General features: G+C 44.7%; 16 protein-coding genes. 8 read left to right on the top strand and 8 right to left on the bottom strand.

The genetic code is table 11. The features are described from left to right. Window position 1: 1 nt before the first annotated feature. From hpf to ACED46_RS12300, 8 genes are all read right to left on the bottom strand, one after another. On the bottom strand, window positions 2-289 hold the full coding sequence (gene hpf / locus ACED46_RS12335; RefSeq protein ID WP_009847742.1) for a ribosome hibernation promoting factor: 288 nt from the start codon (window positions 287-289) through the stop codon (window positions 2-4). A 62-nt stretch (window positions 290-351) separates the two neighbouring features. Continuing rightward, on the bottom strand, window positions 352-1,812 hold the full coding sequence (locus tag ACED46_RS12330) for an RNA polymerase factor sigma-54 (RefSeq protein ID WP_371721557.1): 1,461 nt from the start codon (window positions 1,810-1,812) through the stop codon (window positions 352-354). A gap of 54 nt (window positions 1,813-1,866) precedes the next feature. After that, window positions 1,867-2,592 (bottom strand): LPS export ABC transporter ATP-binding protein, encoded by a 726-nt coding sequence (lptB, locus tag ACED46_RS12325; protein ID WP_004735304.1) that lies wholly within the window; start codon window positions 2,590-2,592, stop codon window positions 1,867-1,869. A gap of 2 nt (window positions 2,593-2,594) precedes the next feature. Next, window positions 2,595-3,089, bottom strand: a complete 495-nt coding sequence (gene lptA, locus ACED46_RS12320) for a lipopolysaccharide transport periplasmic protein LptA (RefSeq protein WP_017058914.1) — start codon at window positions 3,087-3,089, stop codon at window positions 2,595-2,597. After that, window positions 3,070-3,633: an LPS export ABC transporter periplasmic protein LptC gene (gene lptC / locus ACED46_RS12315; protein ID WP_017058915.1), complete on the bottom strand. Its 564-nt coding sequence runs from the start codon at window positions 3,631-3,633 to the stop codon at window positions 3,070-3,072. The genes lptA and lptC overlap by 20 nt, the downstream gene beginning before the upstream one ends. Then, window positions 3,630-4,187: a 3-deoxy-manno-octulosonate-8-phosphatase KdsC gene (gene kdsC, locus ACED46_RS12310; protein WP_017058916.1), complete on the bottom strand. Its 558-nt coding sequence runs from the start codon at window positions 4,185-4,187 to the stop codon at window positions 3,630-3,632. Before kdsC ends, lptC begins: the two co-directional genes overlap by 4 nt. Continuing rightward, complete coding sequence (kdsD, locus tag ACED46_RS12305; protein WP_017058917.1) at window positions 4,187-5,158, bottom strand: arabinose-5-phosphate isomerase KdsD; 972 nt, start codon at window positions 5,156-5,158, stop codon at window positions 4,187-4,189. Before kdsD ends, kdsC begins: the two co-directional genes overlap by 1 nt. A 34-nt stretch (window positions 5,159-5,192) precedes the next feature. Next, window positions 5,193-6,158 carry a calcium/sodium antiporter gene (locus ACED46_RS12300; RefSeq protein ID WP_017063737.1) on the bottom strand — a complete coding sequence of 322 codons (966 nt, stop codon included), beginning with the start codon at window positions 6,156-6,158 and terminating at the stop codon, window positions 5,193-5,195. A 264-nt stretch (window positions 6,159-6,422) separates the two neighbouring features. Between ACED46_RS12300 and mlaF the strand changes: the two genes are divergently transcribed. The 8 genes from mlaF to ACED46_RS12260 all read left to right on the top strand — a co-directional run bounded on the left by mlaF (window position 6,423) and on the right by ACED46_RS12260 (window position 11,902). Then, complete coding sequence (mlaF, locus tag ACED46_RS12295) at window positions 6,423-7,217, top strand: phospholipid ABC transporter ATP-binding protein MlaF (protein WP_017058919.1); 795 nt, start codon at window positions 6,423-6,425, stop codon at window positions 7,215-7,217. A gap of 1 nt (window position 7,218) precedes the next feature. Beyond that, window positions 7,219-7,998: a lipid asymmetry maintenance ABC transporter permease subunit MlaE gene (mlaE, locus tag ACED46_RS12290; protein ID WP_017058920.1), complete on the top strand. Its 780-nt coding sequence runs from the start codon at window positions 7,219-7,221 to the stop codon at window positions 7,996-7,998. 2 nt (window positions 7,999-8,000) lie between these two features. Then, on the top strand, window positions 8,001-8,492 hold the full coding sequence (gene mlaD, locus ACED46_RS12285; protein ID WP_371721556.1) for an outer membrane lipid asymmetry maintenance protein MlaD: 492 nt from the start codon (window positions 8,001-8,003) through the stop codon (window positions 8,490-8,492). Window positions 8,493-8,544: 52 nt separating this feature from the next. Next, the gene (locus tag ACED46_RS12280) at window positions 8,545-9,174 is read left to right on the top strand and encodes a phospholipid-binding protein MlaC (protein WP_120459707.1); all 630 of its coding nucleotides are present in this window, start codon (window positions 8,545-8,547) and stop codon (window positions 9,172-9,174) included. After that, complete coding sequence (locus tag ACED46_RS12275; protein ID WP_017058923.1) at window positions 9,174-9,482, top strand: lipid asymmetry maintenance protein MlaB; 309 nt, start codon at window positions 9,174-9,176, stop codon at window positions 9,480-9,482. Before ACED46_RS12280 ends, ACED46_RS12275 begins: the two co-directional genes overlap by 1 nt. A gap of 13 nt (window positions 9,483-9,495) precedes the next feature. Then, window positions 9,496-9,750 carry a BolA family iron metabolism protein IbaG gene (ibaG, locus tag ACED46_RS12270; protein WP_371721555.1) on the top strand — a complete coding sequence of 85 codons (255 nt, stop codon included), beginning with the start codon at window positions 9,496-9,498 and terminating at the stop codon, window positions 9,748-9,750. A gap of 8 nt (window positions 9,751-9,758) precedes the next feature. Beyond that, window positions 9,759-11,024 carry a UDP-N-acetylglucosamine 1-carboxyvinyltransferase gene (gene murA, locus ACED46_RS12265; protein ID WP_017058925.1) on the top strand — a complete coding sequence of 422 codons (1,266 nt, stop codon included), beginning with the start codon at window positions 9,759-9,761 and terminating at the stop codon, window positions 11,022-11,024. 152 nt (window positions 11,025-11,176) lie between these two features. Further along, window positions 11,177-11,902, top strand: a complete 726-nt coding sequence (locus tag ACED46_RS12260; RefSeq protein WP_017058926.1) for a 1-acylglycerol-3-phosphate O-acyltransferase — start codon at window positions 11,177-11,179, stop codon at window positions 11,900-11,902. The last annotated feature ends 166 nt before the right edge of the window (window positions 11,903-12,068 follow it).

Raw genomic sequence — 12,068 nt, 5'->3', positions numbered from 1 at the left:
GTTAGTGACTACTTAGCTTTTCTTTGTGCTTGTTGAGTTGGCGGACGAGTTTATCAACCAATGAATCAATCGCGGCATACATGCTTTCATCTGTTGCTGTCGCATGGATTTCCCCCTGATTTATATGCAGGGTAGCTTCTGCGATTTGATTGATTTTCTCAACTTTTAAAACAACCTGAACGCTATTGATATGATCAAAGAAGCGCTCAAGTTTGTCGAATTTGGTGTGAACATAGTCTTGCATTGAATCGGTAAGATCAACGTGATGGCCTTGAATATTGATTTGCATAGACTTTCCTTTTCAGTTGGTTGCCTGATCATAGTTGCTAAGTAACTAGCGACTAAATGAGCTTATAGCAGGCGTTTACGCTGACTCGATGGGGCAATGCCCAGAGACTCACGGTATTTCGCTATGGTACGTCTAGCTACCTGAATTCCTTGGTCAGCCAGTAAAGCAGCAATCTTACTATCACTTAGAGGCTTCGCGGTATTTTCCGCTGCGACAAGCTTCTTGATGAGTGCGTGAATTGCTGTAGATGAACATTCACCGCCATTGTCAGTGCTGACATGGCTTGAGAAAAAGTATTTGAGCTCGAAGATGCCACGTGGCGTATGCATGAATTTTTGAGTCGTCACACGAGAGATCGTGGATTCGTGCATATCAACAGCTAACGCAACATCATTAAGAACCATTGGCTTCATCGCTTCTTCGCCATGTTCGAAGAAATCACGCTGATGTTCAACAATGCATCGCGCAACTTTGAGTAGCGTCTCATTTCGGCTCTCTAGGCTTTTAATTAACCACTTTGCTTCTTGCAAATTTGAGCGGATGTATTGATTGTCGGCGCTGTTGCCTTTACTGCCCAGATCAGCGTACTGCTGATTCACTTTCAACTTAGGCACGCTATCAGGGTTAATGGTCACTAACCATTTGCCAAGGTCTTTGAAGACAGATACATCTGGAACCACATACTCAGTTTCATCCGGAGTAATCTTACTGCCAGGACGAGGGTCCAGCTGTTGAATCAGTTGCAAAACTTCACGTAGTTCTGCTTCTTTCAACTTGGTCTCTTTGATAACCAGTTTGTAATCGCGATTGCCGAGTTGGTCGATATGGCTAGTAAGTACTAACTTAGCTTCGTTAAGCCAAGGCGTATCTTGGGGAAAGGTTGCCAGTTGCAGTAACAAGCAATCTTGCAGGTTGACTGAACCGACACCTAGCGGATCAAACTGCTGAATTCGTTTACGTACCGCTTCAATTTCATCAAGCTCGATCTCTTCATTGTCGAAGTTTTCAAGGATGTCTTCACAAGTTACAGTGAGGTAGCCGTAGTCGTCGATGGCATCGATTAATGCAAAAGCGATGCTTCGGTCGGTGTCAGTGAATGGCGTTAAGTCGAGTTGCCAAAGTAGGTAATCGTGCAGGCTTTGAGTGGTTTCGCCTTGATAAACCGGCATGTCGTCATCAATCGCAATACCCGTGTTACCGGTGTTCGCGCTGTAGACGTCTTCCCAAGTTGTGTCGATTTCTAGTTCGTTGCCAATCTCTGATTTTTCGATTAAGTCTGAGCTATCAGGTAAGTCTTGCTCTGTGGCTTCAACAGTTTCTTTTTCGTCACTGCTAGGTTTTTCTTCCGATGTTGGCGTATCTTCATTGCCTTCTTCGACATCGAGTAGTGGGTTAGATTCAAGTGCTTCTTGAATCTCTTGCTGCAAATCTAAAGTAGACAATTGCAACAAACGAATCGCTTGCTGCAATTGAGGAGTCATTGCTAACTGTTGGCCTAGCTTAAGTTGTAATGAGGGTTTCATTCAGTGTGACTTACCTAGTTATTATTCTTAGAACTCTCGATACTCTCTATATAATCATAGACGGAATTGTTCGCCTAGATAAACTTGTTTAACTTGTTCGTTATTGAGAACATCTTCAGGAGTACCCTCAGCGATCAGGTGTCCTTGGCTTACGATGTAAGCTTTTTCACACACGTCTAATGTTTCACGAACGTTGTGGTCGGTAATCAAAACGCCCAAGCCGCGATCACGCAGGTGAACAATGATTTTTTTGATATCGATTACTGAGATCGGGTCAACACCGGCGAATGGTTCATCCAATAGAATGAACTGCGGGTTTGCTGCTAGTGCACGAGCAATCTCTACACGACGACGCTCACCACCCGACAGAGCCATACCATTGCTGGTGCGGATATGTTGGATGTGGAACTCTTCTAGCAGGTCTTCCAGCTTATCTTGGCGTTGTTCGTTGGTCATTTCATCACGGGTTTGTAAAACCGCCATGATGTTGTTCTCTACGGACAACTTACGGAAAATCGATGCTTCTTGAGGCAGGTAACCGATACCAAGACGAGAGCGGCTGTGCATTGGTAAGATACTGATGTCTCGGTCATCAATGCTGATGGTACCTTCATCACGCGCCACCAAACCAACAATCATATAGAAAGATGTGGTTTTACCTGCACCGTTAGGCCCAAGCAGACCGACGATCTGGCCTGACTCTACCTGTAAGCTTACATCGGTAACAACCTTACGTTTACTGTAGGTTTTCGCTAGGTTTTTTGCTTTAAGAACAGCCATCGTTACTTATTCACTTCCGTTGGTTGTAAAACCGTTGACACTCGTTTGTTTTCACCACTGTCAGCGACTAATTTCTGAGAACCGATCTGGTAAGTGATCTTAGAACCGCGAATGATGCTGCCATCTTGAGATAACATCGCATTCTTAGTCATGATCAGTCGGTCGGCAACAAGCTGGTAGTGAAGGTCGTCAGCTTCACCGTAGAGTGTCTTACCGTCGTCAGTAAGCTGAGAGAAGGTTGCTGGCTTACCGAAGCCTTGAATTTCTTCAATCTCACCGTTTACGGCGTTACGAGTAACAATAACCTTATCGGCATTGATATTGATGCTGCCTTGTTTAAGGTTCACATCACCAAGGAAAGTCACTTGGTTACTTTTCATATCCAATTGCTGGCTGTCTGAGTCAATGTAGACAGGTTGCTCACTATCCGAAGACAGAGCATAGACATTAGGTGCCGCAAGGGTCAAAGCGAATAAACTAAGGTGTAAGAGTTTCATATCTACCTTGAACAGAATTAAAGAGGATTGCATTGTTGGTACCGAAGTTACCTTTCATTGCTTGTCCCTCAGTTTCAAAAAATGTACCGATCATATGGACCGGAGTCTCTGAATAAAAATCTCGGCTAGGCAGCTCAACAACCATTTTATCTGTGGTCATTGTATCGAAGCTGGCTTCTGGCAACAGGTTCTTTGCCACGACGTTGTCATAAAACGTGACAACTTGATTCTCATCCATAATCGCGCGATCAGCGGTGACTTGCCATTCAATCGTGTGCCCTTCACGGAATACCGAAAGAACTGGGTTTTGAAAGTGCGTATCGCCAACTACTGAGTAGTGTTCTAAATACGTCGATTCAACCTGATAGCTGCGAATACCGCTTTCGTCGTAGCTAATGTTGTTCAGGCTTTTGCCACTAAACGCGGGCAGCTCCAAATTTGGAGCCACTTGTATCGTTGATGTTTGCTCTTTGTCGTACAAGTAATAGGTCGACCAAGAGGCAATAAATATGAGTATTAAATAGATAATACGAGTAAAACTCATATGCTTAAACCTTTATGCACGTCGAGTTCATTTCTTGCTTGTAAAATAAGGTCACAGACTTCACGTACCGCGCCATGACCACCGTTAATGGTTGTCACGTAGTTTGCACGCTTTGCAAGTAGCGGGTGCCCATCTGCCACACAGACCTTCAAGCCAACTTTTTCCATTACAGGCCAGTCAATCAGATCGTCTCCGATGTAACCTGTATTTTCAGGGTTTACAGAAAGCTTATCGCAAATATCTTGGTATGCCTTAACTTTATCGTCTTGACCTTGATAAATCAGCTTAATGCCTAGAGCGGTCATACGATTCTCAACAATTTGAGATTTGCGACCCGTGATGATCGCGATTTCAATGCCTGCGTTCATCAGTGATTTGATACCGTAACCGTCACGAGTGTGGAAGGTTTTCAGCTCTTCACCGTTGTTGCCCATGTAGATGCGACCATCAGAGAAGACACCATCGACATCGCAAATCAGCAGTTTGATCTCTTTTGCAATTGCAAATACATCTGAATTAACAGTGCCGTATAGAGTTTCGACTGTCTGTGTCATTACATTACTCCTGCTTTCAGTAAGTCATGCATGTTTAACGCTCCGACTAATTTACCTTCTTGGCATAACATCAGGCCATTGATGCTCTTCGCTTGCATCAAGTTTAAGCCCTCAACCGCGAGCATGTTTGGCTCGGCTACCGTCGGGTTTAGCGTCATCACATCACCGATCTGCGTGTTATGGATATCAACGCGTTTGTCTAAGATACGGCGTAAATCACCATCGGTAAAAATACCGGCCATTTGGCCATCTTCACCAACGATTGCTGTCATGCCTAAGCCTTTCTGAGATATCTCTAGTAGAGCGTCTCTTACTAGTGCGTCGGGTGCTACAACAGGAAGTGAATCGCCTGTGTGCATGATGTCGTCGAGCTTCAACAGCAGCTGACGACCTAAAGCGCCACCAGGATGAGACAGGGCAAAGTCTTGAGCGGTGAAGCCTCGAGCCTGCAAAAGTGCAACGGCTAATGCATCACCCATGACCAAAGTCGCCGTGGTGCTTGTTGTTGGTGCTAAGCCCAGCGGACAAGCTTCTTCCGGTACTGAAATTTGTAAATGGATATCAGACAGGGTTGCCATGTTTGATGCTGGCTTGCCTGTCATGCTGATGATCTTGATGCTCAGACGCTTTAACACAGGAAATAGGCTGAGGATTTCTCCCGATTCGCCGGAGTTGGATATTGCAATCACAATATCACCAGGTTCGATCATGCCTAAGTCGCCATGCGCCGCTTCGCCTGGGTGAACAAAGAAAGCCGATGTCCCGGTACTTGCCAATGTTGCTGCGATTTTGTTGCCAATGTGGCCTGATTTACCCATGCCCATCACAACGACTTTGCCTTTGTTGTTCAGGATAAGGTCGCAAGCTTTACAAAAATCATCATTAAAATATTGGTCTAATTGAGTGAGACCTGCAACTTCGGTTTCCAAAACTTGTTTTGCAACGCTGCGGTAATCAAATGGCTGAGACATCAAATACTCCAAGTACGGGAAGTTAAATCAACAATTAAGCCGACATGTTCATTAATAGGTAACTTTGGTAGGCCACGAACGTCACAATTAACACGCCGCCTTCAATACGATTCACACTACGAGATTTTCCTAGTGCCATCACAACAAGTAGTAGCGATACGCCTAGCATTACCCAGAAGTCACGACCCATAGCGAACTCGCTCAAGATCGAAGGGTTTAGGATGCCCGGGATACCCATAACAGCAAGGATGTTGAATACGTTTGAACCAATGATATTACCTACAGCCATATCATCTTCACCCTTCATAACGCCGGCTAGTGATGCTGCAAGTTCAGGAAGGCTAGTACCAACAGCAATGATGGTTAAACCAATGACAAGGTCGCTCATGCCGAAGAACTTCGCGATGATCACAGCGTTATCTACCAGCATATCAGCAGCTAAAGGTAGGACGATTAGACCAATCACGACCCACATTGCAGCCTTAGGGTTACTTACGCCTTCAGGGATCTCTGATTCTTGCTCATCAAGGAAAGCATCGCCGTTCTTTTTCTCGCTGCGGCTGATTTGCAACATAGCAAACAAAAACGCGGCAAAAAGAACAAACAACAACACGCCTTCATAGAAGCCTAAATGGTTATCCCACAATAGGGCGCCCGCTAGCAGAGTGACACCGATCATTAATGGTAGTTCACGACGAATCACGCCTGAGCTAATCGATAACGGCTTGATAAGGGCTGTAATACCTAAAATCAGCGCGATGTTGGCGATGTTAGAGCCCAGTACGTTGCCTACAGCTGTATCTGTTTTGCCATCAAGGGCTGCTGTCGCAGAAACCATCATTTCAGGAGCCGAAGACCCCATTGCTAAGATCGTCATACCGATAACTAGTGGTGAAATACCGAAGTTGCGAGCAAGAGCAGCGGCACCGTAAACCAGCTTATCTGCACTCCACACCAAAAAACCTAGACCGATAATAAGAAACGCAATCGCTTCAAGCATGATGATTCCTAAAAAATTAATAAAAACGGAGAATTAACCGCTAATTTTGACCTGTTGCTAGATAAAAGGGAAGTCACTCGGCAAATTAATTACCAGTTAGCAGGCAAGAAAGAGAGAACAATAGATAATTTCCTAATGCTTTCAAATCCCTGCATAGATTCCTGTTTAATATGAATTAATTGAACAGCGCTTTTAATTCTAAAGTAGACTCATTATTATTGCAGCCATAATTGGCGTTTTTTAAAGCAAGGAAACAACAAAAATATGTTGAACACTGAGCTTGTGAAAGTTAAGAACCTCAGCTTCTCACGCGGTGACCGCGTTATCTTTGATGACATCAGTTTAGAGGTGCCTCAAGGCAAGATAACCGCCATCATGGGGCCGTCTGGGATCGGCAAAACGACTTTACTGCGTTTGATCGGTGGGCAACTGCCGCCAGATGAAGGCGAAGTTTGGTTTGATGGTGACAATATCCCTGCATTATCACGTCGAAAGCTATATCAAGCACGTAAGAAAATGAGCATGCTATTCCAATCGGGTGCGCTTTTTACGGATCTCAATGTCTTTGATAATGTGGCGTTTCCGCTGCGAGAGCACACTGAACTTAATGAAAAATTCATTCGTACCATCGTATTACTTAAGCTTGAAGCGGTAGGATTACGTGGTGCTGCGCAATTGATGCCGAGTGAGTTGTCTGGCGGAATGGCTAGGCGTGCCGCACTGGCGCGCGCAATCGCACTGGATCCAGAACTTATCATGTACGATGAGCCGTTTGTTGGCCAAGATCCCATCACCATGGGCGTATTGGTTGAATTGATACGAAATCTCAATCAAGCCTTGGGCTTAACCTCGATTGTTGTTTCTCACGATGTGCCAGAGGTGATGAGTATTGCTGATTGGGTTTACCTCATGGCAGATAGCAAGATTATTGCCGCTGGAACACCTGATGAGTTGTACAACAATAGCGATCCGAGAGTGCAGCAATTTTTGCAAGGCGAAGCCGATGGTCCAGTACCATTTAGATTCCCTGCGAAGAGCTTAGAAAAGGATTTGTTTTAATATGATTGTTAAAACTATTGCGGGTGTCGGTAAGCGTACACTTGCGAGCTGTGAGTCATTTGGTCGAGCAAGCCTGATGTTATTTGGGGCTTTGTTTGGCATCCCGCGACTAAAAAACTTCCCCTTATTAGTAAAACAACTTTATAGCGTTGGCGTTCAGTCATTGGCTATTATTTTAGTTTCGGGTCTGTTTATCGGCATGGTGCTCAGCCTGCAGGGCTATGTCGTGTTAATTGACTACGGCGCTGAGGGAAACCTTGGTCAAATGGTCGCGCTTTCACTGTTGCGTGAGTTGGGGCCTGTGGTGACTGCGTTATTATTTGCAGGTCGAGCCGGTTCAGCACTCACGGCAGAGATTGGGTTAATGAAGGCAACAGAGCAGATCTCAAGCCTTGAGATGATGGCCGTTGACCCTCTTAAACGCATTATTGCACCACGTCTTTGGGCCGGGCTTATCTCAATGCCATTGCTTGCTATGATTTTTATGGCGGTAGGTATTTGGGGCGGTCAACTGGTTGGTGTTGATTGGAAAGGCATTGATCACGGCAGTTTCTGGTCTGCGATGCAGTCTTCAGTAGAACTTGGCCGAGATATTGGTAACAGCATGATCAAATGTATGGTCTTCGCTATCACCGTAACTTGGATCGCACTTTTCAATGGTTATGACGCAGTACCGACTTCAGAAGGTATCAGTCAGGCAACCACACGCACTGTAGTGCACTCTTCTCTAGCGGTACTAGGGCTAGATTTTGTTCTTACCGCATTGATGTTTGGGAATTAATCATGCAACAAACTCGAAAATTAGAATTATGGGTCGGCACCTTTGTTATTGCCGGAATTTGCGCAATCTTAATCATGATCTTTCAAGTCGCTGACGTAAAAGGCATAGGTTCGAACCATACTTACAATCTAAAAGCGACCTTTGACAACATTGGCAGCCTAAAAGTTCGTTCTCCAGTGAAAGTGGGTGGCGTCGTTGTTGGACGAGTTAAAAGCATTGAGCTTGATACCGAGAGCTACCTTCCTGTCGTTGAACTGTCTATTGACGGGAAGTACTCACAATTTCCAGATACCTCTAGTGCTCAAATTTTAACATCTGGCTTAATTGGTGAGCAGTACATTAGTCTGGTTCCAGGCTTCATTTTTGATGATGAAGAGATGTTGGTCGATGGTGATTCAATTGAAGACACTAAGTCAGCATTGGTACTAGAAGATTTGATTGGCCAAGTGCTGTATAGCGTTGGTGGTTCTAATGACAGCGAAGTTAAGGAATAAGATAATGTTGAAAACTATTAGTTATTTAAAAGCTATTGGTTACTTGAAATCAATGTTTATGGCGGCAATGGCGTTGCTTATTTCTACCCAAGCCTTTGCTGCAGAATCGATTGACCGTACTCAGCCTTACCAGATGATGACTCAAGTTGCCGAAGTGGCATTTGAGCGTTTGAAGAGTGAACAAGACAACATCCACCAAGATCCAGAGTTGTTGAAGGTCATCGTGGAAGAAGAGTTGATGCCTTATGTGAATGCACAATATGCAGCTCTTAAGTTACTTGGACCAAACTTGAAAGGCGCGGATAGAAAAGACGTGGGCGTGTTTATCGATTCATTCCGTAAATACCTTGTTTCTTCTTATGCCCAAGTGCTGACTCAATACACAGATCAGACGATTGAATTTGGTCCAGAACCAAAAATCAAAGCGGATAGCCGCATTACCAGTATCAAGGTCGACATCATCGATACGCCGCGACCAAACATTAAGCTTGAATTTAAGCTTCGCAAAGACAAGAAATCTGGCGAGTGGAAAGCATTTGATATGGTTGCCGAAGGTATTAGCTTGTTGTCGAGCAAGCAATCGGAGTGGAATACTAAGATTCGTCAAGAAGGCATCTTACAAGTTGCAGACGAACTAGAGAAATTAGCCGCACAACCGATTCGTTTTGAGAGTAACAAATAATGAGCCATTCTCAATGGCAAGCACTAAGCTCTAAAGAGTATCAACTGTTCGGTGATTTAGACCGAGACAGTGTCCCTGCAATCTGGCGTATATTGGAAAAGTGGCAAACGACGGAATCGAGCGTTGAAATTGACCTTAGCCATATAAATCGAGTCGATTCAGCAGGAATGGTGATGCTAATTCACTTATTAGAGCATGCAAAAAATCAAAACTGTCATATAATGCTCAGTTTCGTGCCAGAACAATTACGAACGTTGTTCCAATTGAGCAATATCCAGCCAATGATGGCAGAACACATAAAAAATTAGGCAGGAGCTATTTGTGGACAGCACAAAAGTACAAGAATTATTAGCAGAAGCACTGAACCTTCAGGGAATTTTCGTGAAAGGGGAAGGCAGTCATTACGAAGTTGTTGCGGTTGATCCATGTTTTGACGGCATGAATCGAGTTAAGAAGCAGCAACTAATCTACGGCCCACTAATGGAATACATTCAACGCAATGACATCCATGCTCTTTCTATTAAGGCTTTCACGCCGGAAGAGTGGGAACGTGATAAGAAACTGATGTCACTTTAAGGTTTATGATGGAAAAGTTTCGAGTTATTGGATCGGATAAGCCGCTAAGCGGTGAAGTGACGATCTCAGGCGCAAAAAATGCAGCGCTACCTATCTTATTTGCTTCAATTCTTGCTGAAGAGCCAGTGGAAGTAAGTAACGTTCCTCACCTACGTGACATCGATACTACGATGGAACTGCTTAAGCGTTTAGGCGCAAAAGTATCGCGTAATGGTAGTGTTCATGTTGATGGCAGCGAAATTAATGAATTTTGTGCGCCTTACGATTTAGTGAAAACAATGCGTGCTTCTATCTGGGCTTTAGGTCCTCTAGTCGCTCGTTTTGGTGAAGGCCAAGTGTCACTTCCAGGCGGTTGTGCAATTGGTGCTCGACCTGTTGATCTGCATATCCACGGCCTAGAGCAACTAGGTGCGACCATTAAGTTGGAAGATGGTTATGTGAAAGCAAGTGTTGATGGCCGTCTGAAAGGCGCGCACATCGTGATGGATAAAGTAAGTGTGGGTGCCACCATTACTATCATGTGTGCAGCAACGCTAGCGGAAGGAACAACAGTACTCGATAACTCAGCGCGTGAGCCTGAGATTGTTGATACGGCTGACTTCCTAAACAAACTGGGTGCTAAAATTTCTGGCGCAGGTACAGATACGATTACTATCGAAGGCGTTGAACGTCTTGGTGGTGGCCAACACTCTGTGGTTGCTGACCGTATTGAAACAGGTACTTTCCTGGTTGCTGCTGCTGTTTCTGGCGGTAAAGTGGTTTGTCGCAACACCAACGCTCATCTTCTTGAAGCTGCCTTAGCGAAGCTTGAAGAAGCGGGTGCGAAGGTTGAAACGGGCGAAGACTGGATCAGTCTTGATATGACGGGTCGTGAACTGAAAGCGGTGAAAATCGTAACGGCACCTCACCCTGGTTTCCCAACCGACATGCAAGCACAGTTTACTCTGCTTAACATGATGGCGAAGGGCAGTGGTGTTATCACTGAGACTATCTTTGAAAACCGTTTTATGCACATTCCTGAGTTACAGCGAATGGGTGCAAAAGCGGAAATCGAAGGTAACACGGCTATCTGTGGTGAAACGGAAAAACTGAGCGGCGCTCAAGTAATGGCAACGGACCTTCGCGCATCTGCGAGCCTTGTTATTGCTGGCTGTATTGCTCAAGGTGAAACCATCGTTGACCGTATTTATCACATCGATCGTGGCTACGATAAGATTGAAGATAAATTGTCAGCCTTAGGCGCAAACATTACACGATTTAGTGAGTCGAACTAACCTAGGTTAGTGGATTCATGAATCAGTAAGATGAAAACATAAAAGTCGGAACCTTGGTTTCGGCTTTTTTATAGTTGTATTTACCGCGAGTAAATCTATTGCTCATTTTTGCGCGAATAGATGAATCAACTTGGCGGTCGGTGAGGAACAAAATGATAGCAATATTACGTATTTTCGCAGTGGCGATATTTGCGATTCTTATGTTTGTATTTGGTTGTGGTTACTGCCTATTAAGTCCACGCAACCCGAAACACGTATTTACCTTTGGCCGTTATTTCGGTCGCATGTCGAAGATCTTCGGCATGAAGTTAGAGCTTCGCATCCCAGAAGATGCCTACTCTCGCGGCCAACATGTTTATGTGGCGAACCACCAAAACAGCTGGGATCTATTCACGATTTCATCAGCGGTAACGCCAAAAGTGGTAACTGTTGGTAAGAAAAGCCTAGTGTGGATGCCTCTATTTGGTCAGCTTTACTGGTTGACGGGTAACATCCTAATTGACCGTGCTAACCGTAGCAAAGCGGTAGGTACGATTGATCAGGTCGTGACGAGTCTAAAAGAGAGCGATGTTTCAGTTTGGATGTTCCCTGAAGGCACTCGTTCTCGTGGCCGTGGTCTGCTGCCATTCAAAACAGGTGCATTCCATGCTGCGATTGGTGCTGGCTTGCCTATCATCCCTATCGTGTGTAGCTCAACCGGTGGCGTGAAGCTAAACCGTTGGAACAATGGTCACGTGATTGTTGAAATGCTGCCACCAATCAGCACTGAAGGCTACGACAAGTCTAATGTTCGTGAACTGGCTAACCTAGCTCGTGAGCAGATGGCTGCGAAACTTGAAGAGTTAGACAAAGAAGTGGTTGAGCTTAATAAAAAGTAATTATCTAAGCGAAACGATGAACAATAAAAAAGGTTGCCAACGGGGCAACCTTTTTTGTATCTAATAAACACTCAGCATTACGCTAAGTCGTTTATCCGAAGGTGTTTAATCGTAAGCGTCTTTAAATCGACACATTCAATCATCGAAACGAACGTCGTAACCTTTT

Origin of the sequence: Vibrio sp. 1S139 (assembly GCF_041439475.1) — a bacterium.
Taxonomy (GTDB): domain Bacteria; phylum Pseudomonadota; class Gammaproteobacteria; order Enterobacterales; family Vibrionaceae; genus Vibrio; species Vibrio crassostreae_C.
The sequence above is the reverse complement of the archived record's forward strand: the minus strand, read 5'-3'. Positions and strand labels throughout refer to the sequence as shown.

Bases quoted from the DNA above. Each gene is read 5' to 3' on its own strand.
- mlaF (WP_017058919.1), top strand. From the start codon at position 6,423: ATGTTGAACACTGAGCTTGTGAAAGTTAAGAACCTCAGCTTCTCACGC.
- lptC (WP_017058915.1), bottom strand. From the start codon at position 3,633: ATGAGTTTTACTCGTATTATCTATTTAATACTCATATTTATTGCCTCT.
- ACED46_RS12330 (WP_371721557.1), bottom strand. From the start codon at position 1,812: ATGAAACCCTCATTACAACTTAAGCTAGGCCAACAGTTAGCAATGACT.
- ACED46_RS12280 (WP_120459707.1), top strand. From the start codon at position 8,545: ATGTTTATGGCGGCAATGGCGTTGCTTATTTCTACCCAAGCCTTTGCT.
- ACED46_RS12300 (WP_017063737.1), bottom strand. From the start codon at position 6,158: ATGCTTGAAGCGATTGCGTTTCTTATTATCGGTCTAGGTTTTTTGGTG.
- lptB (WP_004735304.1), bottom strand. From the start codon at position 2,592: ATGGCTGTTCTTAAAGCAAAAAACCTAGCGAAAACCTACAGTAAACGT.
- lptA (WP_017058914.1), bottom strand. From the start codon at position 3,089: ATGAAACTCTTACACCTTAGTTTATTCGCTTTGACCCTTGCGGCACCT.
- kdsC (WP_017058916.1), bottom strand. From the start codon at position 4,187: ATGACACAGACAGTCGAAACTCTATACGGCACTGTTAATTCAGATGTA.
- mlaD (WP_371721556.1), top strand. From the start codon at position 8,001: ATGCAACAAACTCGAAAATTAGAATTATGGGTCGGCACCTTTGTTATT.
- ACED46_RS12275 (WP_017058923.1), top strand. From the start codon at position 9,174: ATGAGCCATTCTCAATGGCAAGCACTAAGCTCTAAAGAGTATCAACTG.
- murA (WP_017058925.1), top strand. From the start codon at position 9,759: ATGGAAAAGTTTCGAGTTATTGGATCGGATAAGCCGCTAAGCGGTGAA.
- hpf (WP_009847742.1), bottom strand. From the start codon at position 289: ATGCAAATCAATATTCAAGGCCATCACGTTGATCTTACCGATTCAATG.
- kdsD (WP_017058917.1), bottom strand. From the start codon at position 5,158: ATGTCTCAGCCATTTGATTACCGCAGCGTTGCAAAACAAGTTTTGGAA.
- ACED46_RS12260 (WP_017058926.1), top strand. From the start codon at position 11,177: ATGATAGCAATATTACGTATTTTCGCAGTGGCGATATTTGCGATTCTT.
- mlaE (WP_017058920.1), top strand. From the start codon at position 7,219: ATGATTGTTAAAACTATTGCGGGTGTCGGTAAGCGTACACTTGCGAGC.